Source organism: Clostridium sp. TJA032, assembly GCF_058310275.1.
The window spans coordinates 1,315,924-1,335,116 of record NZ_JBZEFB010000001.1 but is presented as its reverse complement, the minus strand read 5'-3'; the positions used below and the strand labels follow the sequence as shown (position 1 = coordinate 1,335,116).

Genomic DNA, 19,193 nt, shown 5'->3' with positions numbered 1-19,193 from the left:
ATGACTTTTTTTATTATAATATATAAGAAAGACTTTTTAGTCTAAATGAATTTTGGAGGAAATAAGATATGGAACAAATTTCTTTATATATACATATACCTTTTTGTGCTCAAAAGTGTTTTTATTGTGATTTTCCATCCTTTTCTGGAAAGGATTATTTAAGAAAAGATTATATAGAAGCATTAAAAAAGGAAATAAAAATTTTTAAAGAGAAAAATAAAAATTTTGAGATTGAAACTATATTTATAGGAGGTGGAACTCCTAGTGTTTTAAATTGTGATGAATTAGAAGAGGTTTTAAAAAGTATTAAAGAATTAAATATAGTTTATGATGTTGAATATACCATAGAATGTAATCCTGGCAATTTGACTTATGAGAAGCTTAAAGTTATGAAAAAATATGGAGTAAATAGAATAAGTATGGGACTTCAAGCTAAGCAAGATAATTTATTAAGAAAGATTGGTAGAATACATAATTATGATAGTTTTAAGGAAAACTTTTTAAAAGCTAGAGAGGCTGGCTTTGAAAATATAAATGTAGATTTAATGTTTGGATTACCTAATCAAAGTGTGGAAGATTTTAAGGAAACTTTAAAGGAAGTAGTATCTTTAAATCCTACACATATTTCAGCTTATAGCTTAATAATTGAAGAAGGAACAGCTTTTTATACCTTATATGAAAGGGATAAATTAAATTTACCTAGTGAAGAAGAAGAAAGAGAGATGTATGATTTTTGTAAAAGTTATTTAAAAAGCAAGGGGTTTAATCAATACGAGATTTCTAATTACTCTAAAAAGGGAATGGAGTGTAGACATAATTTAGCTTATTGGGACATGAAAAATTGGATAGGATTAGGTTCATCTTCAGCTTCTTATATTAATGGAAAAAGAATTAAGAATATAAGTAATATAGAAAATTATATAAATTCAATAAATGAAAAGGGAGAAGCTATTGAAGAAATAATAAACAATTCTTTAAAGGATAATATGGAAGAATTTATGTTTATGGGCCTTAGAAAGATTAAAGGAATTGAAGAAAAAGAATTTGAAGAACGATTTAAAATGAATATAAATTTAGTATATGGTGAAATAATAAATAAGTATATAAATAGAGGGCTTTTAATAAGGGAGAATGGAAGGCTTTATTTAAGTGAAAAGGGTATTGAAGTATCTAATATTATAATGGCTGAATTTCTTTTATAAACATAAAGTGAATTTATATGTAACTTAAAGAAAATAAAAGAAAATAGAAGAAAGAGTAGAATAAACATTATAAAAATCAAAAATTTGGTTTAAAATGATAAAAAATGGGATTGACAAAAAACTTGTAAGGTAATATATTAATAGTGTACTAGTTAGCACTCGTTAATAGTGAGTGCTAATAAAGAGGTGAGATTAGTGATAGATGATAGAAAGCTTCAAATATTAAGAGCTATAATTCAAGACTATATATCAACAGGAGAACCCGTTGGTTCAAGAACTATCGCTAAAAAATATAATCTTGGAGTAAGTTCAGCCACAATAAGAAATGAAATGGCTGACTTAGAGGATATGGGATTTTTAGAACAGCCTCATACTTCGGCAGGAAGAATTCCATCAAGCAGAGGATATAGATTATATGTAGATAGAATGATTGAATTTGAAAGATTGTCTTCTGAAGAAGAAGGTCTTATTAGAAGTTCAATAATAGATGGTACATTGTATGAAGTTGATAAAATAATCAAGCAAACTAGTGCTCTTCTATCAGAACTTACTAAAATGACTTGTATAGTAAAAGCACCTTCTGTGCATAAAAGTTTTGTTAAGTCTATACAACTTTTGAAGGTTGATGATTTAAGTATTTTATGTGTATTAGTAACAGATAGTGGTGTTATAAGAAATACAGTTATAAAAGTAAGGAGCGTACCTATATCTGAAGAACTTATTAAAATTAGTAAGATAATAACTGAAAGGCTTAAAAACCTTACTATTGAGCAAATAAACTTAGAGGTTATAAGTAACTTAAATAAAGCTTTAAGTGGATATGAAGATATAGTAAATGCTGTGTTACCAGCTCTTTATGAAAGCTTAAAGGGTGATGAAACATCTGAGGTATTCTTAGAGGGAGCAATTAATATATTAAATTATCCAGAATATAATAATATTCATAAAGCTAAGGAAATTTTAGAATTTTTACATGATAAGAAAAGTATTTCAGAACTTATAAGTGATAGTGAAGATATGACTGTAAAAATAGGAGATGAAATTTTTGTCCCAGAGGCTAAGGAATGTTCCATTATATCAGCTGGTTATCATGTAGGAGATAGATCTTTAGGTACAATAGCTTTAATAGGGCCTAGAAGAATAAATTATTCTAAGGTTTTAGCAATCATGACTGAGGTTATGAAAGAATTAAATGAAACCTTAAAAAATAAGTAGTAAATAAAGAGAAGAGGTGTAACTGCTTTATGGTGGATGATAAAGATTTTAACGAAGAGTTAAAGGATAATATCAAAGAGGAATTAGACAAAGAAACAAAGGCTGAAAATCCTAATATTGATGAAGAGGTAGAAGAAGTTTCAGAAGATATTAAGGCTGATGAAAAAGTTATAGATTTTGAAGAATTAAAGGCTTTAAAGGAAGAAAATAATATGTTTAAAAATAAAACAAAGAAACTAGAAAATGAATTAGAGGCCTTAAAAGATAGATTATTAAGAATATCTGCAGAGTATGAAAACTACAGAAAAAGAACAGATAAAGAAAAAGAAAGAATATATACTGATGCTTGTGAAGATGTTTTAGTAAAAATGCTTCCAGTTTTAGATAACTTAGAAAGAGCCTTAGATGTAGATGGAACTGTTGAGGACCTTAAAAAAGGTGTTGAAATGACAGTAAGACAATTTGAAGATGCTTTAGATAAACTTCAAGTTGAAGAAATATCTACAGAAAATGGTTTTGACCCAGAATTACATCAAGCTATGATGGTTGTAGAAAAAGAAGGAGCAAAACCAAATGAAGTAGCCCAAGTATTCCAAAAGGGATATAAAAGAGGGGATAAAGTCATAAGACATTCTATGGTAACTGTAACTAAATAATTAATTAGAATTTGACAAATTATATATAGATATTTATAGAGGAGGAATTTTCAATGAGTAAAATAATAGGTATAGATTTAGGAACAACAAATTCATGTGTAGCTGTTATGGAAGGTGGAGAACCAGTAGTTATCACTAACTCAGAAGGTGCAAGAACAACTCCATCAGTAGTTTCATTCCAAGCAAATGGAGAGAGATTAGTAGGTCAAGTTGCTAAAAGACAAGCAATTACAAACCCAGATAGAACAATAATGTCAATAAAAAGACACATGGGAACTGACTACAAAGTTAATATAGATGGAAAAGATTATACACCACAAGAAATATCAGCAATGATACTTCAAAAATTAAAAGCTGATGCTGAAGCATATTTAGGAGAAAAAGTAACAGAAGCTGTTATCACAGTTCCAGCTTACTTCAATGATGCTGAAAGACAAGCAACTAAAGATGCTGGTAGAATAGCTGGTTTAGATGTTAAGAGAATAATAAACGAACCAACAGCTGCATCATTAGCTTATGGATTAGATAAAATGGATAATGCACACAAAATCTTAGTATATGACCTAGGTGGTGGTACTTTCGACGTATCTATCTTAGATTTAGGTGATGGAGTATTCGAAGTTGTATCAACAAATGGTGATGCTAGATTAGGTGGAGACGACTTTGACCAAAGAATTATAGATTATATAGCAGATGAGTTTAAAGCTCAAAATGGAATAGATTTAAGACAAGATAAAATGGCTCTTCAAAGATTAAAAGAAGCAGCAGAAAAAGCTAAAATTGAGTTATCATCATCAACTCAAACATTAATAAACTTACCATTTATAACTGCTGATGCAACTGGTCCAAAACACATAGATATGACATTAACAAGAGCTAAATTCAATGAATTAACTCATGACTTAGTTGAAAGAACAATAAACATAATGAAAGAAGCTTTAAAATCAGGTAACGTTTCATTAAATGACATAGATAAAGTAATCTTAGTTGGTGGATCAACAAGAATACCTGCAGTTCAAGAAGCTGTTAAAAACTTCACTGGAAAAGAGCCTTCAAAAGGAGTTAACCCAGATGAATGTGTAGCAATGGGTGCTGCAATACAAGCTGGTGTTTTAACTGGTGATGTTAAAGACGTATTATTACTAGATGTTACTCCATTAACATTAGGAATTGAAACTTTAGGAGGAGTTGCAACTCCATTAATCGAAAGAAATACAACTATCCCTGCAAGAAAGAGTCAAATATTCTCAACTGCAGCAGATAACCAAACTTCAGTTGAAATTCATGTAGTACAAGGTGAAAGACAAATGGCTGCTGATAACAAAACTTTAGGTAGATTTACTCTATCAGGAATTGCTCCAGCTCCAAGAGGAATCCCTCAAATCGAAGTTACTTTCGATATAGATGCAAATGGTATAGTTAAAGTTTCTGCAACAGATAAAGCTACTGGAAAAGAAGCTAACATAACAATCACAGCTTCAACTAACTTAAGTGATGCTGAAATTGATAAGGCTGTAAAAGAAGCTGAACAATTTGCTGAAGAAGATAAGAAGAGAAAAGAAGCTATAGAAGTTAAAAACAATGCTGAACAAACTGTTTATCAAACAGAAAAAACTTTAAATGAGCTTGGAGATAAAGTTTCAGCTGAAGAAAAATCAGAAATAGAAGCTAAAATAGAAGCTGTTAAGAAAGTTAAAGATGGCGAAGATATAGAAGCTATAAAGAAAGCTATGGAAGAATTAACTCAAGCATTCTATAAAGTATCAGAAAAATTATATCAACAAAATGGTGGAGCACAAGGTCAAGGCTTTGACCCAAACAACATGGGTGGAGCTAATGCATCAAACGGAAACAATGATGACAATGTTGTAGATGCTGACTTTGAAGTTCAAGATGATAAATAATAATTAAAACTATCACAAGACTTAAAGCTTTGATATAATAATAAAGTAATCAATAGAGGGAAGGCTCAAGATAGTCTTCCCTTTTTATAAGTAAACTTATAGGTGGTGAAAGATAGTGGCTAAAAAAGATTATTATGAAGTGCTTGGACTTAAAAAAGGTGCTTCAGATGATGAGATAAAAAGAGCTTTTAGAAAAATGGCTATGAAATATCATCCAGATAGAAATCCTGGAGATAAAGAAGCAGAGGAAAATTTTAAAGAAGTAAATGAAGCTTATGATGTTTTAAAGGACCCAGAAAAGAAGGCTAAATATGATCAATTCGGTCATGCTGCTTTTGATGGAAGTGGTGGCTTTGGCGGTGGCGGTTTTGACGCTGGTGGCTTTGATTTCTCTGAAATGGGTGGCTTTGGAGATATTTTTGAATCTTTCTTTGGCGGTGGCTTTGGTGGAGGTTCTTCAAGAAGAAAAAATGCTCCACAAAGAGGTGCTGATTTAGAATATAGTTTAAATATAACTTTTGAAGAAGCTGTTTTTGGTTGTGAAAAAGAAATATCAATTACTAGAACAGAAAACTGTGAAACTTGTCATGGAACAGGAGCTAAGCCTGGTACTTCTCCTAAGACTTGTCCAAAATGTAATGGTTCAGGACAAATAAGAGTACAAAGACAAACTCCATTAGGAAGTTTTGTATCTACAACAACTTGTGACCAATGTGGTGGAACAGGAAAAATAATTGAAGAACCATGTCCAGATTGTAAGGGTAAAGGAACTGTTAGGAAGCATAGAAAGATAACAGTTAAGATACCAGCTGGTGTAGATACTGGAAACATAATACCATTAAGAGGACAAGGGGAACAAGGAGCTAATAACGGCCCTGCTGGAGATTTATATATAAGAGTAAATGTAGCACCTTCTAAGATATTTAGAAGAGAAGGTTCTGATATTTACTATGACTATAGAATAAGTATGGCTAAAGCAGCTTTAGGAGCTGAAATTACTGTGCCTACAGTAGATGGCAATGTTAAATATAAAGTACCTGCAGGTACTCAACCTGGAACTAAGTTTAGATTAAAAGGAAAAGGAGTTCCTTTTGTTAATGGTGGTGGAAGAGGAAATCAATATGTTCATATGATAGTTGAAGTTCCAAAACACTTAAATAAAGAACAAGAGGAAGCTTTAAAAGAATTTATGAGAGCTTCTGGGGAAAATATAGATAGCACAGAAGAGAAAGATGAAGGATTTTTCTCAAAATTTAAAAAGAAAAAATAATAAATTTTAAATACTCTAGTTAATATATAACTAGAGTATTTTTTTATTTTATTTACAAAAATAAGTTATTATGATACACTACAGATAGTATTAGTGTATTAATATAATAATACACTATAGTTAAGGGGTGATTTTTTGTTAGAAGTAAAATGCGTTAAGAAAAAATTTAAAAGAAAAATAGTTTTGAAAGATGTTTCTTTTAAATCTAGAAAAGGAGAGATAACAGCTCTAGTAGGTTTAAATGGAGAAGGAAAGTCAACTTTATTAAAAATAATAATGGATATTGTTAAAAAAGATTCTGGGAAAGTTTTATTAGATGGAGAGGAGGTAAATTATAAAACTTATGAAAAATTAGCTTTTGTTCCAGATGTAATAAATACTTATGGAAATATGACCATAAAGGATGCCTTTGAGTATATGGAAAATATTTATGAAAGATGGGATAAAGAAAAAGCGTATTCTATGTTAAATGATTTTAAGTTAAAGGATGAATTAAAAATAAATACTCTTTCTAAGGGAAATATTGCAAGGGTAAAACTTATTTTAGGCTTTGCTAGAAATCCAGAGTACTTACTTTTAGATGAGCCTTTTTCAGGAATAGATATTTTTACTAGGGAGAAGTTTATTGCATCTTTAATAGGATATATAGATGATAACATATGTATTTTACTTACAACTCATGAATTAAAAGAAGTTGAAAATATAATTGATAAAGTTATTTATTTAAGTGATGGAATAGTTAAGAGTGAGTTTTATGTTGAAGAGGAAAAAGAAAGAGAGGGAATTTCTATGGTAGAAAAAATAAGGGAGGTATATGAAAGTGAAGAAAGGGAATCTTAAAAAATCATTTTATCTTTTAAATTTAGAAATATTAAGAGATTTAAAAATAACTTTAGGCTCTTCTTTAGGAATTATGGCACTTAGTATTTTGTATTTTATATATAATTTAAATAAAAATTTAAATATATATTTAGAAAAAACAGAGGGAATAGGTGCTATACAAATATTTTCTCCCTTTGGCAGTTTTGGAGATTTTTTTAATCAAGCAAGTAGTAAGCTTTTAATTTTATTAATATTACTTTCTTTTTGTTTATATTGTATGTATTTGTGGATTGGAGAGTTTAAAGGAGAAAATAAAAGTGCATATACTCTTTTAACTTTGCCTATACCTAAAAAGTATATACTTTCATATAAGTTTTTATCAGCCTCATTTTATTATTTAGCTTTAGTATTTTTTCAATTATTAGGAGTAGTTATAGATTATATTATATTTAATTTTATGGTGCCCCATGATGCAATAGTTAAGGAAGGATTTTTAGATATAATAAATAAAACTATAAATATCTTTTATGGACTTATACCAAATAGTTTTACTAATATAATAACTCAATTATTATTTTTCATAGCAATGATACTTTTAACTTTTCTTTTTATATTATTAGAAAGAAGTTTTGGAATAAAGGGAGGTATATTAGGTATTATAATTGGAATTTCATTTTTAATAATTTCTCTTTTCTTACCACAATATTTAAGTTTATTTAGATTTGAAACTTTTCTTTGGTTTACAATAATAGCTATTTTATATAATTTAATAGGATTTTTTGGTTCTAAATATTTACTTGAAAGAAAGGTTCATGTATAGGAGAGGTGAAAGTTATGAAAAAAAGAATTCCTTTAATTTTATCAATTGTATTTTTTATCACTTTTTTAAGTGTTGTTTCAATATATATTTATATTAATTCTTCTTCTATAGATTTTAAAACTGTTTATGGAGATAAAAGTAATCTTGGAAATTTTGAGATAGTCTTATTTAAAGATAAGGATATATATGAAGAAGATATGGTTATTAACTCTAAATCAACTAAAAATTTAAATACCATAAATGAAAGGTATTATAATGGAATAGATGTTTTAAAAGATAAAAAATTCTTTAGAGGAATATATCCAACAAATAATACATTTTTTGAAAATGATGAAGTTATGGTTAATGTTAATGTGAAATATGATTCTGTTGTACCTAAATTAGAGGTTAGACTTAAGGATAAAAAAGAAAATATTTATGAGTTCTTTGAAGTTAAAACAGAGGAGTTTATAAAAACAAGTAATATAGATAAGGTTTCTTATAAAGAGGGAAAAATAAATATAATATTTAATGGTAGTAATGGTCTTATATTTGGAGAAATTCCTTTAAATGAAAAGGAGTTAAACTTAGTAGGAAATTTAAATTTAGGAGATAAATTAAATATAAATAAAGAAGACTTTAATGTTATTTTAGTAGAGAATGAGTTTGCCTCTTTAGAAAAACATGATTTAAATAAAGCTTATTATAGAGTAAATAGAATTGTTACAGATATTAATGAAGTTAACTATATAGATGGTACTATTGTTGAAGTAAATTCAGATACTAGAGAATTTAATGTTTATAATGTAGATGAAAAGACTTTAAAAGACTTTAATAACTTTGAAGGTGAAGGAGATATTATAGGAGATGTTTTTAAAGCTTATGGTAAAATATATTTAACTAAAACTTGTAATAATAAAACATCAGCTATAGTATTTGATACTGAAAAAAAAGATTTTGTTTTATATAAGGATATTGTAGAAAATGAAAGGTTAGAAAGGTTAGGAGTAAATATTAGTTCTATTGGAACTTTTATAATTGATAAAGATAAGCTTATAATAAATTTTATAGATTATAATGAGAAGGAGCAGAAAAATTCTAGATATATAGCTGTTATAGATATACCTAGTAAGAATCCGATTTATATAGGAGAAATAGTAACAGGATATTTAGGTAGTATTGAAATAATAGGTGGTAATTAAAAATGTTTTTTGAAGTAAATGATAGGGAGCCGATTTATCTACAAATAATAAGACATGTGAAGGAATCAATAGTCAGAAAAAGTTTAAGACCAGGAGAGCAGATACCTTCTAGGAGGGAGCTTGCTGAAATGTTAAAGGTTAATCCAAATACAGTACAAAGAGCTTATAGAGATATGGAAAATATGGGGCTTATAGATACTGTAAGAAATAAACAAAGTACAATAACAACTAATGAAGAAATATTAAAAAATATTAGAAAAGAACTTTTAGATGATTCCTTAGATACATTTATTAAAAATATGAAGGCTATAAATTTAACTAAGGAAGAAGTTTTAGAAATTATTAAAGATAGATATTAAATAAGATTAAGTTTAAAGGTTATGTCAATAATAGACTATAGCCTTTAATTTTTTTATATGGGATAATAGACATAAATATTTATTTTTGAAAAGATTAACAAAGTATATAAATATAATAAGGATTATAACCTAGACAGATAATACACTAAAGTGTAAAATAAATTATTAGTCAAAGTAGCATAAGAAAGGATTGATACATAAATGGAAGGAACTTGGATTGAAGTTAAAGTTATAACTAAAAGTGAGGCCTTAGAACCTATATCAGGAATATTTTACGGATTAGATTGTAAAGGGGTCGCTATAGAGGATCCAAATGATATATTAGGAAGAGAACAAGGACCTTTAACTTGGGACTTTGCAGATATAAATATATTAGAACATAAGGGGAAGGTTGCTGTTGTTAAGGGATATTTCTCAGAAGAAGATAATATTGATGAAGTAATAGCTTATGTTAAGGAAAAAGTTAAGGAATTAAAAGCATCAGGATTAGATGTTGGCGAAGGAACAGTTGAAGCAGAAAAAATGTTTGAAGAAGACTGGGCTAACAATTGGAAAAAGTATTATAAGCCAATAAAAATTGGAGATAAGATAGTTATAAAACCAATATGGGAAGAGTATGAACCAAGGGAAGAAGAAATGGTAATAGAGTTAGACCCAGGTATGGCTTTTGGTACTGGAGACCATGAAACTACAAGAATGTGTGTTCAAGCTTTAGATAAATATGTTAAAGAAGATACTACTGTATTTGATATTGGAACAGGTTCAGGAATACTTGCTTTAGTGGCTTCTAAGCTTGGTGCAAAACAGGTTATAGGAGTTGATTTAGACCCAGTTGCTGTAGACTCAGCTAAAGAAAATATATCTTTTAATAATGTTGATAACATAGAAGTATTATACGGAAATCTTTTAGATGTTGTAGAAGGAAAAGCTGATATAGTTGTTGCAAATATTATAGCTGAAATAATCTGTATATTAGTAGAAGATGTTAAAAAAGCATTAAATAAAGATGGTATTTTTATAACTTCAGGTATAATACATGAAAGAAGACAAATGGTCATTGATAAATTAGAAAAAGAAGGTTTTGAAGTTATTGAAGTTAATAAAGATGGAGAATGGAACTGTATTGTTGCTAAGTTAAAATAATTTAGTAAGGGAGTATAAAATTATGCATAAGTTTTTTACACCAAGTAATATGTTTTCAGATACTCATGCAAAAATAATAGGAGAAGATGTAAAACATATTTATAAGGTTTTAAGGGTAAAGCCAGGGGAAAAGGTTATTATAAATAATCTTGAAAGTGAAGAGTTTTTAGGTGAGGTAGAAGAGGTTAATAAGCAAGAGGTTTCTATAAAAATCTTAGAAAAGCTTAATATAAATAATGAAAGTAATTTAAATATTACTTTATTTCAAGGGATGCCAAAGGCTGCAAAGATGGACTTAATAGTTCAAAAATCTGTAGAACTTGGTGTTTTAGAAATAATTCCGACTATAACAGATAGAGTAGATGTTAAGTTAAAAGGTGAATTTAAAAAATTAGATAGATTAAATAAAATCGCTTTAGAAGCATGTAAGCAAAGCAAAAGAACTGTAATACCAAAGGTTTTAGAACCTATGGATTTTAAAGAGGTTTTAGAAAAGATAGATGAATTAGACCTTATGGTTATTCCTTATGAAAATGCTACAGGATACGGAATAAGAGCTATGGTTAACTCTATAGGTGATAAAAATATAAAAAATGTTGGAATAATGATTGGACCAGAAGGCGGATTTGAAGATTTTGAAATAGAAGCCCTAAAAGAAAAAGGAGCTCATATTGTAACTTTAGGACCAAGAATTTTAAGAACAGAAACAGCAGGATTTACCTGTGTTTCTCTTATTCAGTATGAGCTTGGTGATTTAGGAGGAAATATTTAAATGAAAGTTGCATTTGCTACACTAGGTTGTAGAGTTAATACATATGAATCAGAAGCGATGACTGAAAAATTTGTTAGAGAAGGCTATGAAGTTGTTGATTTTAATGAAATAGCAGATGTTTATGTTATTAATACTTGTAGCGTAACTAATATGGGAGATAAAAAGTCAAGACAGATAATAGGAAGAGCGAGAAGACAAAATCCAGAATCAATTATAGCTGTTGTTGGATGTTATGCTCAAATAGCACCTAAAGAAGTTTCAGGAATAGAAGGCGTAGATGTTGTTTTAGGTTCAAGAAATAAAGGTGAAATAGTTTATTATGTAAATAAAGCTAGAGATGAAGGTAAACAACAAGTTAAAGTTGGAGCTGTTTTAAAAAATAAAGTTTTTGAAGATTTAAAAATTGAAGAATATAATAATAAAACTAGAGCTTTCTTAAAAATACAAGATGGATGTAATAGATTCTGTGCTTATTGTCTAATTCCATATACTAGAGGGTCAGTTTGTTCAAAGGACCCTAAGAAAGTTTTAGATGAAATAAGAAGTTTAGCATCTCATGGTTTTAAGGAAATAATATTATCTGGTATTCATACTGCATCTTATGGTGTTGATTTAGATGAAAAAGTAACACTTGTAGATTTATTAGAAGAAATAGAAAAGATTGATGGAATAGAAAGAGTTAGAATAGGTTCAATAGACCCTACTTTCTTTACAGAGGATGTTGTAAAGAGAATATTAGCTCTTAAAAAATTATGTCCTCATTTCCACTTATCACTTCAAAGTGGATGTGATGCTACTTTAAAGAGAATGAATAGAAGATATACTGCAAAAGAATATGAGGATATAGTAAATCTTCTAAGAGATAAAATAAAAGATGTTTCCATAACAACAGATGTGATTGTTGGGTTCCCTGGAGAAACTGATGAGGAATTTGAAGAAACTTATACTTTCTTAAAGAGAATAGCTCTTTCAAAAACTCACATATTTAAGTATAGTCCAAGAAAAGGTACTAAGGCTGAACATATGGAAAATCAAGTTGATGGTAAGAAAAAAGATGAAAGAAGTAAAAAGTTAATTGAGTTAAATAAAATTAATGAAAAAGCTTTTGCTGAAAAATATATAAATAAAATTGAAGATGTTTTATTTGAAGAGGAAGTATCTTTAGGAAGTGGAATTTATACTGGATATACAAGAAATTATATAAAGGTAAATGCTAAGGCAGACTGTAATGTTTCAGGTAAAATACTAAATGTTAAAATAGAGTCCTTTGAAGGTGAAGTTGCAAAGGGTGAAATAGAATTATAAAAAGAAAGTTTTTGTAATTAAAATGAGTTATAATATATTATAAAGGGCTAGGAGGTGATATTATGTCAGATTGTATTTTTTGTAAAATAATAGCTGGAGAAATTCCTTGTAATAAGATTTATGAAGATGATAAGGTATTAGCTTTTTATGATATAAATCCAGAAGCACCAGTACATTTTTTAGTTATTCCTAAAGAACACATAGCTAGTTTGAATGATGTTAATGAAAAAAATAAAGAAGTATTTGCACATATTTTTGAAACAATTAGTAAAATAGTAAGAGAGTTAGGAATTTCAGAAGATGGATACAGAGTTGTTTCCAATTGTGGAGTACAAGGGGGTCAAACTGTAGGTCATATTCATTTTCATGTTCTTGGAGGAAGAAATTTAAGTTGGCCACCAGGCTAAATTTTAGATTTAACTTCTTGACATTGAAGAAAACTATGTTGTATAATATAGCGTGTGTTATTTAGCCCATGGCTGTGAATTACATTAATAATTTACGCTAGCGGAGGGAGGGATAAAGAATGTCAGAAATCAGAGTAAAAGAAAACGAATCATTAGAACAAGCATTAAGAAGATTTAAGAGACAATGCGCTAGAGCTGGAGTTCTTTCAGAAGTAAGAAAAAGAGAACACTACGAAAAGCCAAGCGTAAAGAGAAAGAAAAAATCAGAAGCTGCAAGAAAGAGAAAATTCAAATAGTTTTTGGTTTAAATTTATAGAATAATTTCTTTTGAAAGAAGGTACGCAAATGCCAACTATTAAAGAAAGACTTCAAGAGGACTGGAAGCAGGCTTTAAAAGCTAAGGATAAGTTCAAAGCTGGAGTTTTAAGCACTGCAAAGTCAGCAATACTTTTAGTCGAAAAGACTGACGGTGTTAAGCTTGAGGATGAACAGGTTATAGAAATATTAGCAAGAGAAATCAAGCAAAGAAGAGAAGCTGCGCTTGAATTCGAAAAGGGAAATAGACAGGATTTAGTAGATCAGAACAACAATGAGATTGAAATCTTGTTAAATTACCTTCCTCAGCAGTTAAGTGAAGAAGAAATAAAAGATATCATAAAGCAAGCAGCTGAAGAAGTGGGCGCAAATAGCATGAAGGACATGGGAAAAGTTATGTCAAAGGTTAGACCGCAAACAGTTGGTAGAGCTGATGGTAAACTTGTAAGTCAATTAGTTAAAGAATATTTAAATAAGTAAGAGAGTTCAGTAGAACTCTCTTTTATTTTTTTATAAAAAGGCATGTGTATAGGCAAAATTCCTATACATATGCCTTTTTATGTTTATTGAATTTTTATATAAGAATAAAAAAATATAAATTTTCATAGATTTAGTATGAAAATATTTTAATTAGGAGGGGTAAGTTTGGGAAATAAATTAAGGAAAGTTACAAATAAGATTGCAGAGGAATTAGATTTACCTAAGGAAATATTAAATGGGGAGCCAAAGATTATTGTATATGGAAAAAGTGAAATAATAATTGAAAATCATAAGGGAATAGAAGTTTTTAAGGAAGATGAAATAAAGATAAACACTAACTTAGGAAATATAATAATTAAGGGATTGAATCTTGGAATTAGTTTTATAGGAACTGAAACTATAGCTTTAACAGGACAGCTTAAAAACTTAACCTTTGAGGAGGAATAATATGAACTTAGATTTTTTAAAAAGAGGTTATATTAGAGTTGAAATTAAAACCTTTGATGTAAATAAACTTTTAAACCTTTTATGGAAAAAGGGTATAAGAGTTGAAAATGTAAGAAAGATAGATATAGTAACTGTTTGCTTAACTATAGAATACTCTGATTATGGAAAGGTTAAAAGCTATGTTAAAAGATTAAATGGAAAAATTAAAATAGTATCTTCAAGAGGTATAGTGTTTTTTTTATCAAAAGCTAAAAAATCTTTAGGGGCTACAGTTTTTTTACTAGGATTATATTTCTATTCTTCATTTATATGGAGAATTGATATTGAAACAAAAAAGAATATAGCTCCTTCAGAAATAAGATATATGTTAAAAGATTTAAACTTGAAACCAGGAATTAAAAAAAGTTCTTTAGATGTTTATGCACTTGAGAAGAAATTAGAAAACTCTCATGGAGACATAATGTGGGTTAATGCAAGGATTGAAGGAGGAACTTTAAAAATAAAACTAGAGGAGAAGATAAGTCCTAAAATAAGAGAAGATGAAAATAAAGAGTTTAAAAATATAATAGCTTCAAAGGATGGAGAAATAAAAAAAATATACACAACTTCAGGTACTGCTTTAGTAAAGGAGGGAGATATAGTTAAAAAAGGAGATGTTTTAATAGAGCCAAGACAAGGTATAGAAGGAGAAGAATATGAAGTCAAGGCAGAAGGAGTAGTTAAAGCTAACACCTTTTATGAAAAGAGTATTGAAATGCAAGTTTCAGGAAAAGTTTATGAAAGGACAGGTTTAGTAGATAGTGAAATTTACTTAGAAATATTAGGGAAGAAAATTTATCTAAAAAAGGCTACTAAAGAATTTAATAAGTATGATAAAATAGAAAGTACAGGAAAGTTTATTAAGAAAAATTTATACTATGAAAAAAAAGAAAAGGATATAGGAAAAAATAAGGATGAATTAATAAATAAGTCAGTAGAACTTATGAAAAAATCAATAAGCAAAGAAATAAGTAAGGAAGCTAAGGTTGTTGATAACATAATAACAACAGAAGATTTAGGTAATGGTAAAATAAAATTAAAGGTTCTTTTTGTAGTTGAGCAAAATATAGCTTTAGGTTACTAAGAAAAGTTAATCCTAAGGAGGAGAAGATGAGTAATTATGGGGAATTTTAAGAAAAGGATATTAGGCTTGTTTAAAGATTATAGAAAAATAATTCTATACATCATAACCTTTATTGTTTTATATTGCACCTTAATGACTGGTATTATAACTAGAAAATATGATTTAAAAGTAGGGGATATACCAAAGGCAGATATTAAGGCGCATAGGGAAATAATTGATGAGTCTGCAACCGAAGCTAGAAAAAAGGAAGCTGAGGAAAAGGTTGATAAGCAATATTCCTTGAGGACAGATGTACAAAAGCAAAGTGAAGAAAAGATTAAAGATTATTTTTCATCAGTTGAAAAAGTTTTATCTCAAGATAAACCAGAGGAAGAAAAGGCAAAACTTATACCAAGGATGCCTTTTAAAATAACAGAAATACAAGCAGCAAAGCTTGCTTCAATGAATGAACAAGATATTAAAAAGATAGAAAATACATGTATAGAAGGGCTAAATAGGGCTTATGAAACACCAATTGAAGAAGGTAGTGAGCAGGATTTAAAAGATGCTAGAAAGCAATATACAGATTTTATATCCTCTAGTAATTTAGATGACCTTGAAAAAACAATTGCCTTAAATTTTGTAAGTGTTATAGAGCCTAACTTTTTCTATGATAAAGAAAAGACTGATGAGTTAGTAAAAGAGACTTTAAAACAAATTCCACCAGTTATGATAAAGAAAAATCAAATAGTTGTAAGTGAAGGAGAACCAGTTACAGAACATCAGTTAGAACTTTTAGGAACCTTAGGACTTTTAAGTGATTCAGCTTCTTCATTTTATCTTTATATAACTTTAGGGATTTTAGTAATAATAGTTATGTATTTACAGTATGGATATATACACAAATATTATAAGGATATAAATAAAGATTTTTCTAAGATTGTAATGATAAGTATATTAAATGTTTTTCCTGTAATACTTGCTAGATTATTTGGTATGATGTCAAACTACATAATACCTTTAGCATGTATGCCTATGCTTTTAACTCTTCTTTTAAATTACAAAATATCGCTAGTTTTTAGTATGTTAAATGTAATATTAATAGGAGGAGCTGTAGGATTTAATCCTAATATAATAATTCTTGCAGTTTTAAATGTTGTTTTAGGTGGAACATTACTTAGAAAAATGCAACAGAGAAATGATATATTATATTCTTCAATAACAGTAGCTGTTTTAAGTGCTATTTTAACCTTTAGTGTAGGTACTTTAACTACAAATAACTTTATGGAAATTCTTGCAGATAGTACTTTTGCAGCTGGAGGGGCTATTTTATCTGGTATACTTACTATTGGAGTTTTACCATTTTTTGAATCTACTTTTGATATAGTTACTAATGCTAAATTATTAGAATTATCTAATCCTAATAATCCATTATTAAAGAAATTGTTAATGGAAGCACCAGGAACTTATCATCATAGCATATTAGTTGCTAATTTAGCAGAGCTTGCTACTGAAAAGGTTGGAGGAAATCCACTTTTAGCTAGAATAGGTGCATATTATCATGACATAGGAAAGACTAAAAAGCCTTATTTCTTTAGAGAAAATCAATTTGGGAAGAAGAACCCTCATGATAAATTAAAACCAGAGATAAGTAGCAAAATAATAATAGCTCATGTTAAAGAAGGTTCAGAACTTGCAAAAGAATATAATTTACCAAAAACTATACATGATTTTATAGTTACTCATCACGGAGAAACCTTAGTTAAGTATTTTTATTTAACTGTAAAAAATAATTCTGAAAATCCAGAGGAGGTTAAGGAGGAGGATTTTAAATATCCAGGACCAAAACCTATGAGTAAGGAGCAAGGAATTGTTATGTTAGCAGATTCAACAGAAGCTGCAGTAAGGTCTATTAATGAACCAACAGAAGAAAAAATTGAAAATATGGTCAATAAGATTATTGATGATAAATTATCCTCAGGACAATTAGATAATTGTGATCTTACACTAAGAGATATAAGTAAAATAAAAAAATGCTTTTTAAAAGCCTTAAATGGAATATATCATGAAAGAATAGAGTACCCTGATGATAATAAAAAGGAGAAAAAGTAAATGATTTTTATAGATAATAGACAAAGTAAATTTGAAGTTACAGAAGAATTAAAGAGTAAATTAGAAGAAGTTATTTCTTTTGTGCTTAAAGAAGAAGAAGTAAAGGAAAAGTGTGAGGTTTCTTTAGTTTTTGTAGATAATGAAGAAATTAAAGAAATTAATAAAGAAACTAGGGGAATAGATAAAGCAACAGATGTTTTATCTTTCCCTATGATAGATTATCCAAAGGATAAGGTTTATAAAGATGTTTATTTAGAAAAAGAATTTGATAAATCTTATTTTGATGGAGATGAACTAATTTTAGGTGATATAGTTCTATCTTTAGAAAGAACAAAGGAACAAAGTATAGAATTTAATCACTCTTTCGAAAGAGAAGCTTGTTATTTAGTAACTCACTCGGTTTTACATCTTTTAGGATATGACCACATGGAAGAGGAAGAAAAGAGTAGAATGAGAAAAAGAGAAGAGGAGTTACTTGGAAAATTAAATATAACAAGGGAAAGCTAAGATATGAGAAAAGGGTAATAGGAGAGGAATATGAAGGTAAGAAAACTTATAGATAGCTTTAATTATGCAATTGATGGTATAATATATGCCTTAAGAACTCAAAGAAATATGAGGATACATTTTATAGTAGCTCTAGTTATATTATCTGCTTGCTTTGTATATGATATAAGCAAAGTAGAGTTTATACTATTAGCAATAACAATTACTATGGTAATCGCAGCTGAATTACTTAATACTGCCATAGAGAGTGCTATAGATTTAACTACAAATTATTATCATCCTTTAGCTAAAGTTGCAAAAAATACAGCAGCTGGAGCAGTTCTTATAACTGCTATAAATGCTGTTTTAGTAGGGTATATTATATTTTGGGATGACCTTACAAATGTTACTTTTAGAATTATGGATAGAGTAAAAGAAACAGAACCTTATATAATATTTATTGTTCTTGCTATAGTTTGCATAGTGGTAATTGCCGCAAAGGCTTATTTTGGAGGAGGAACGCCTTTAAAGGGTGGAATGCCTTCAGGACATAGTGCTTTAGCTTTTTCAATAGCTACTGCTATATCTCTTATAAGTAACTCTCATATCATAATCATATTAAGTTATTTAATGGCAATAATTACTGCACAAAGTAGAGTTGATTCAGAGGTGCATAGCACCTGGGAAGTTATTGCAGGAGCCATATTAGGAACGCTTATAACAATTTTAATTTTTAAAATATTTAGTTGATAAATTTTGGGTTTTTAAATTTTAGGATGGAGGATGAATTATTATGAAAAAGGAACTTATAAAAAAAGCTTTAGAGGCAAGAAACTTAGCATATTGTCCATATTCAAACTTTAAGGTGGGAGCAGCAGCTTTATTTGAGGATGGAAATATATATACAGGATGTAATGTTGAAAATGCATCCTTTGGAGCAACAAATTGTGCAGAAAGAACCGCTATATTTAAAGGAGTTTCAGAGGGGGCTAGAGTTTTAAAAGCTATAGCTTTAGTAGGAGATTTAAATTCACATACATATCCATGTGGAATATGTAGACAGGTAATGGTGGAGTTTGCAGAAAATAAAGATATAAAAATATTCATAGTAAAAAATGAAGATGATTATATAGAGACAACATTAGGAGAAATTTTACCTGGATCTTTCACAAAGGAAGATTTAGAAAAGTAGGAG

Annotated in this window: 21 protein-coding genes; all 21 read left to right on the top strand. The window is 28.7% G+C overall.

The features are described 5' to 3' along the window. Window positions 1-68: 68 nt before the first annotated feature. On the top strand, window positions 69-1,202 hold the full coding sequence (hemW, locus tag AC4FRL_RS06205) for a radical SAM family heme chaperone HemW (protein WP_491139334.1): 1,134 nt from the start codon (window positions 69-71) through the stop codon (window positions 1,200-1,202). Window positions 1,203-1,397: 195 nt separating this feature from the next. Continuing rightward, window positions 1,398-2,417: a heat-inducible transcriptional repressor HrcA gene (hrcA, locus tag AC4FRL_RS06200; RefSeq protein WP_491139333.1), complete on the top strand. Its 1,020-nt coding sequence runs from the start codon at window positions 1,398-1,400 to the stop codon at window positions 2,415-2,417. A 29-nt stretch (window positions 2,418-2,446) separates the two neighbouring features. Continuing rightward, a complete protein-coding gene (gene grpE, locus AC4FRL_RS06195) occupies window positions 2,447-3,073 on the top strand; it encodes a nucleotide exchange factor GrpE (protein WP_491139332.1) in 627 nt (208 codons plus the stop codon). Between the two features lie 53 nt (window positions 3,074-3,126). Then, window positions 3,127-4,977, top strand: coding sequence for a molecular chaperone DnaK (dnaK, locus tag AC4FRL_RS06190; protein WP_491139331.1), 1,851 nt, complete (start codon window positions 3,127-3,129; stop codon window positions 4,975-4,977). Window positions 4,978-5,092: 115 nt separating this feature from the next. Continuing rightward, the gene (dnaJ, locus tag AC4FRL_RS06185) at window positions 5,093-6,247 is read left to right on the top strand and encodes a molecular chaperone DnaJ (RefSeq protein WP_491139330.1); all 1,155 of its coding nucleotides are present in this window, start codon (window positions 5,093-5,095) and stop codon (window positions 6,245-6,247) included. A 135-nt stretch (window positions 6,248-6,382) separates the two neighbouring features. After that, the gene (locus AC4FRL_RS06180) at window positions 6,383-7,087 is read left to right on the top strand and encodes an ATP-binding cassette domain-containing protein (protein WP_491139329.1); all 705 of its coding nucleotides are present in this window, start codon (window positions 6,383-6,385) and stop codon (window positions 7,085-7,087) included. After that, window positions 7,062-7,889: a hypothetical protein gene (locus AC4FRL_RS06175; protein WP_491139328.1), complete on the top strand. Its 828-nt coding sequence runs from the start codon at window positions 7,062-7,064 to the stop codon at window positions 7,887-7,889. Before AC4FRL_RS06180 ends, AC4FRL_RS06175 begins: the two co-directional genes overlap by 26 nt. 14 nt (window positions 7,890-7,903) lie before the next feature. Further along, window positions 7,904-9,070 (top strand): hypothetical protein, encoded by a 1,167-nt coding sequence (locus tag AC4FRL_RS06170; protein WP_491139327.1) that lies wholly within the window; start codon window positions 7,904-7,906, stop codon window positions 9,068-9,070. A 2-nt stretch (window positions 9,071-9,072) separates the two neighbouring features. Beyond that, window positions 9,073-9,429, top strand: coding sequence for a GntR family transcriptional regulator (locus AC4FRL_RS06165; RefSeq protein WP_491139326.1), 357 nt, complete (start codon window positions 9,073-9,075; stop codon window positions 9,427-9,429). Window positions 9,430-9,630: 201 nt separating this feature from the next. After that, window positions 9,631-10,572 carry a 50S ribosomal protein L11 methyltransferase gene (prmA, locus tag AC4FRL_RS06160; RefSeq protein WP_491139325.1) on the top strand — a complete coding sequence of 314 codons (942 nt, stop codon included), beginning with the start codon at window positions 9,631-9,633 and terminating at the stop codon, window positions 10,570-10,572. Window positions 10,573-10,594: 22 nt separating this feature from the next. After that, window positions 10,595-11,344: a 16S rRNA (uracil(1498)-N(3))-methyltransferase gene (locus AC4FRL_RS06155; protein WP_491139324.1), complete on the top strand. Its 750-nt coding sequence runs from the start codon at window positions 10,595-10,597 to the stop codon at window positions 11,342-11,344. Further along, complete coding sequence (gene mtaB, locus AC4FRL_RS06150) at window positions 11,345-12,649, top strand: tRNA (N(6)-L-threonylcarbamoyladenosine(37)-C(2))-methylthiotransferase MtaB (protein ID WP_491139323.1); 1,305 nt, start codon at window positions 11,345-11,347, stop codon at window positions 12,647-12,649. 62 nt (window positions 12,650-12,711) lie between these two features. After that, complete coding sequence (locus AC4FRL_RS06145; protein WP_491139322.1) at window positions 12,712-13,056, top strand: histidine triad nucleotide-binding protein; 345 nt, start codon at window positions 12,712-12,714, stop codon at window positions 13,054-13,056. A gap of 119 nt (window positions 13,057-13,175) precedes the next feature. After that, window positions 13,176-13,352 carry a 30S ribosomal protein S21 gene (gene rpsU / locus AC4FRL_RS06140; protein ID WP_003451446.1) on the top strand — a complete coding sequence of 59 codons (177 nt, stop codon included), beginning with the start codon at window positions 13,176-13,178 and terminating at the stop codon, window positions 13,350-13,352. 49 nt (window positions 13,353-13,401) lie between these two features. After that, a complete protein-coding gene (locus tag AC4FRL_RS06135; RefSeq protein WP_491139321.1) occupies window positions 13,402-13,851 on the top strand; it encodes a GatB/YqeY domain-containing protein in 450 nt (149 codons plus the stop codon). A 165-nt stretch (window positions 13,852-14,016) separates the two neighbouring features. Next, complete coding sequence (gene yqfC, locus AC4FRL_RS06130) at window positions 14,017-14,298, top strand: sporulation protein YqfC (protein ID WP_491139320.1); 282 nt, start codon at window positions 14,017-14,019, stop codon at window positions 14,296-14,298. A gap of 1 nt (window position 14,299) precedes the next feature. Then, window positions 14,300-15,421 carry a sporulation protein YqfD gene (gene yqfD / locus AC4FRL_RS06125; RefSeq protein ID WP_491139319.1) on the top strand — a complete coding sequence of 374 codons (1,122 nt, stop codon included), beginning with the start codon at window positions 14,300-14,302 and terminating at the stop codon, window positions 15,419-15,421. 36 nt (window positions 15,422-15,457) lie between these two features. After that, window positions 15,458-17,512, top strand: coding sequence for an HD family phosphohydrolase (locus AC4FRL_RS06120; protein ID WP_491139318.1), 2,055 nt, complete (start codon window positions 15,458-15,460; stop codon window positions 17,510-17,512). Beyond that, window positions 17,513-18,019: an rRNA maturation RNase YbeY gene (gene ybeY, locus AC4FRL_RS06115; RefSeq protein WP_491139317.1), complete on the top strand. Its 507-nt coding sequence runs from the start codon at window positions 17,513-17,515 to the stop codon at window positions 18,017-18,019. 30 nt (window positions 18,020-18,049) lie between these two features. Then, a complete protein-coding gene (locus tag AC4FRL_RS06110) occupies window positions 18,050-18,748 on the top strand; it encodes a diacylglycerol kinase (RefSeq protein WP_491139316.1) in 699 nt (232 codons plus the stop codon). A gap of 43 nt (window positions 18,749-18,791) precedes the next feature. Next, entirely contained in the window at window positions 18,792-19,190 is a 399-nt protein-coding gene (locus AC4FRL_RS06105; protein ID WP_491139315.1) for a cytidine deaminase, read from the top strand. The last annotated feature ends 3 nt before the right edge of the window (window positions 19,191-19,193 follow it).

Bases quoted from the DNA above. Each gene is read 5' to 3' on its own strand.
- AC4FRL_RS06175 (WP_491139328.1), top strand. From the start codon at position 7,062: ATGAAAGTGAAGAAAGGGAATCTTAAAAAATCATTTTATCTTTTAAAT.
- AC4FRL_RS06145 (WP_491139322.1), top strand. From the start codon at position 12,712: ATGTCAGATTGTATTTTTTGTAAAATAATAGCTGGAGAAATTCCTTGT.
- dnaK (WP_491139331.1), top strand. From the start codon at position 3,127: ATGAGTAAAATAATAGGTATAGATTTAGGAACAACAAATTCATGTGTA.
- AC4FRL_RS06155 (WP_491139324.1), top strand. From the start codon at position 10,595: ATGCATAAGTTTTTTACACCAAGTAATATGTTTTCAGATACTCATGCA.
- AC4FRL_RS06165 (WP_491139326.1), top strand. From the start codon at position 9,073: ATGTTTTTTGAAGTAAATGATAGGGAGCCGATTTATCTACAAATAATA.
- prmA (WP_491139325.1), top strand. From the start codon at position 9,631: ATGGAAGGAACTTGGATTGAAGTTAAAGTTATAACTAAAAGTGAGGCC.
- AC4FRL_RS06135 (WP_491139321.1), top strand. From the start codon at position 13,402: ATGCCAACTATTAAAGAAAGACTTCAAGAGGACTGGAAGCAGGCTTTA.
- AC4FRL_RS06170 (WP_491139327.1), top strand. From the start codon at position 7,904: ATGAAAAAAAGAATTCCTTTAATTTTATCAATTGTATTTTTTATCACT.
- AC4FRL_RS06110 (WP_491139316.1), top strand. From the start codon at position 18,050: ATGAAGGTAAGAAAACTTATAGATAGCTTTAATTATGCAATTGATGGT.
- grpE (WP_491139332.1), top strand. From the start codon at position 2,447: ATGGTGGATGATAAAGATTTTAACGAAGAGTTAAAGGATAATATCAAA.
- ybeY (WP_491139317.1), top strand. From the start codon at position 17,513: ATGATTTTTATAGATAATAGACAAAGTAAATTTGAAGTTACAGAAGAA.
- mtaB (WP_491139323.1), top strand. From the start codon at position 11,345: ATGAAAGTTGCATTTGCTACACTAGGTTGTAGAGTTAATACATATGAA.
- AC4FRL_RS06105 (WP_491139315.1), top strand. From the start codon at position 18,792: ATGAAAAAGGAACTTATAAAAAAAGCTTTAGAGGCAAGAAACTTAGCA.
- hemW (WP_491139334.1), top strand. From the start codon at position 69: ATGGAACAAATTTCTTTATATATACATATACCTTTTTGTGCTCAAAAG.
- AC4FRL_RS06120 (WP_491139318.1), top strand. From the start codon at position 15,458: ATGGGGAATTTTAAGAAAAGGATATTAGGCTTGTTTAAAGATTATAGA.
- rpsU (WP_003451446.1), top strand. From the start codon at position 13,176: ATGTCAGAAATCAGAGTAAAAGAAAACGAATCATTAGAACAAGCATTA.
- yqfD (WP_491139319.1), top strand. From the start codon at position 14,300: ATGAACTTAGATTTTTTAAAAAGAGGTTATATTAGAGTTGAAATTAAA.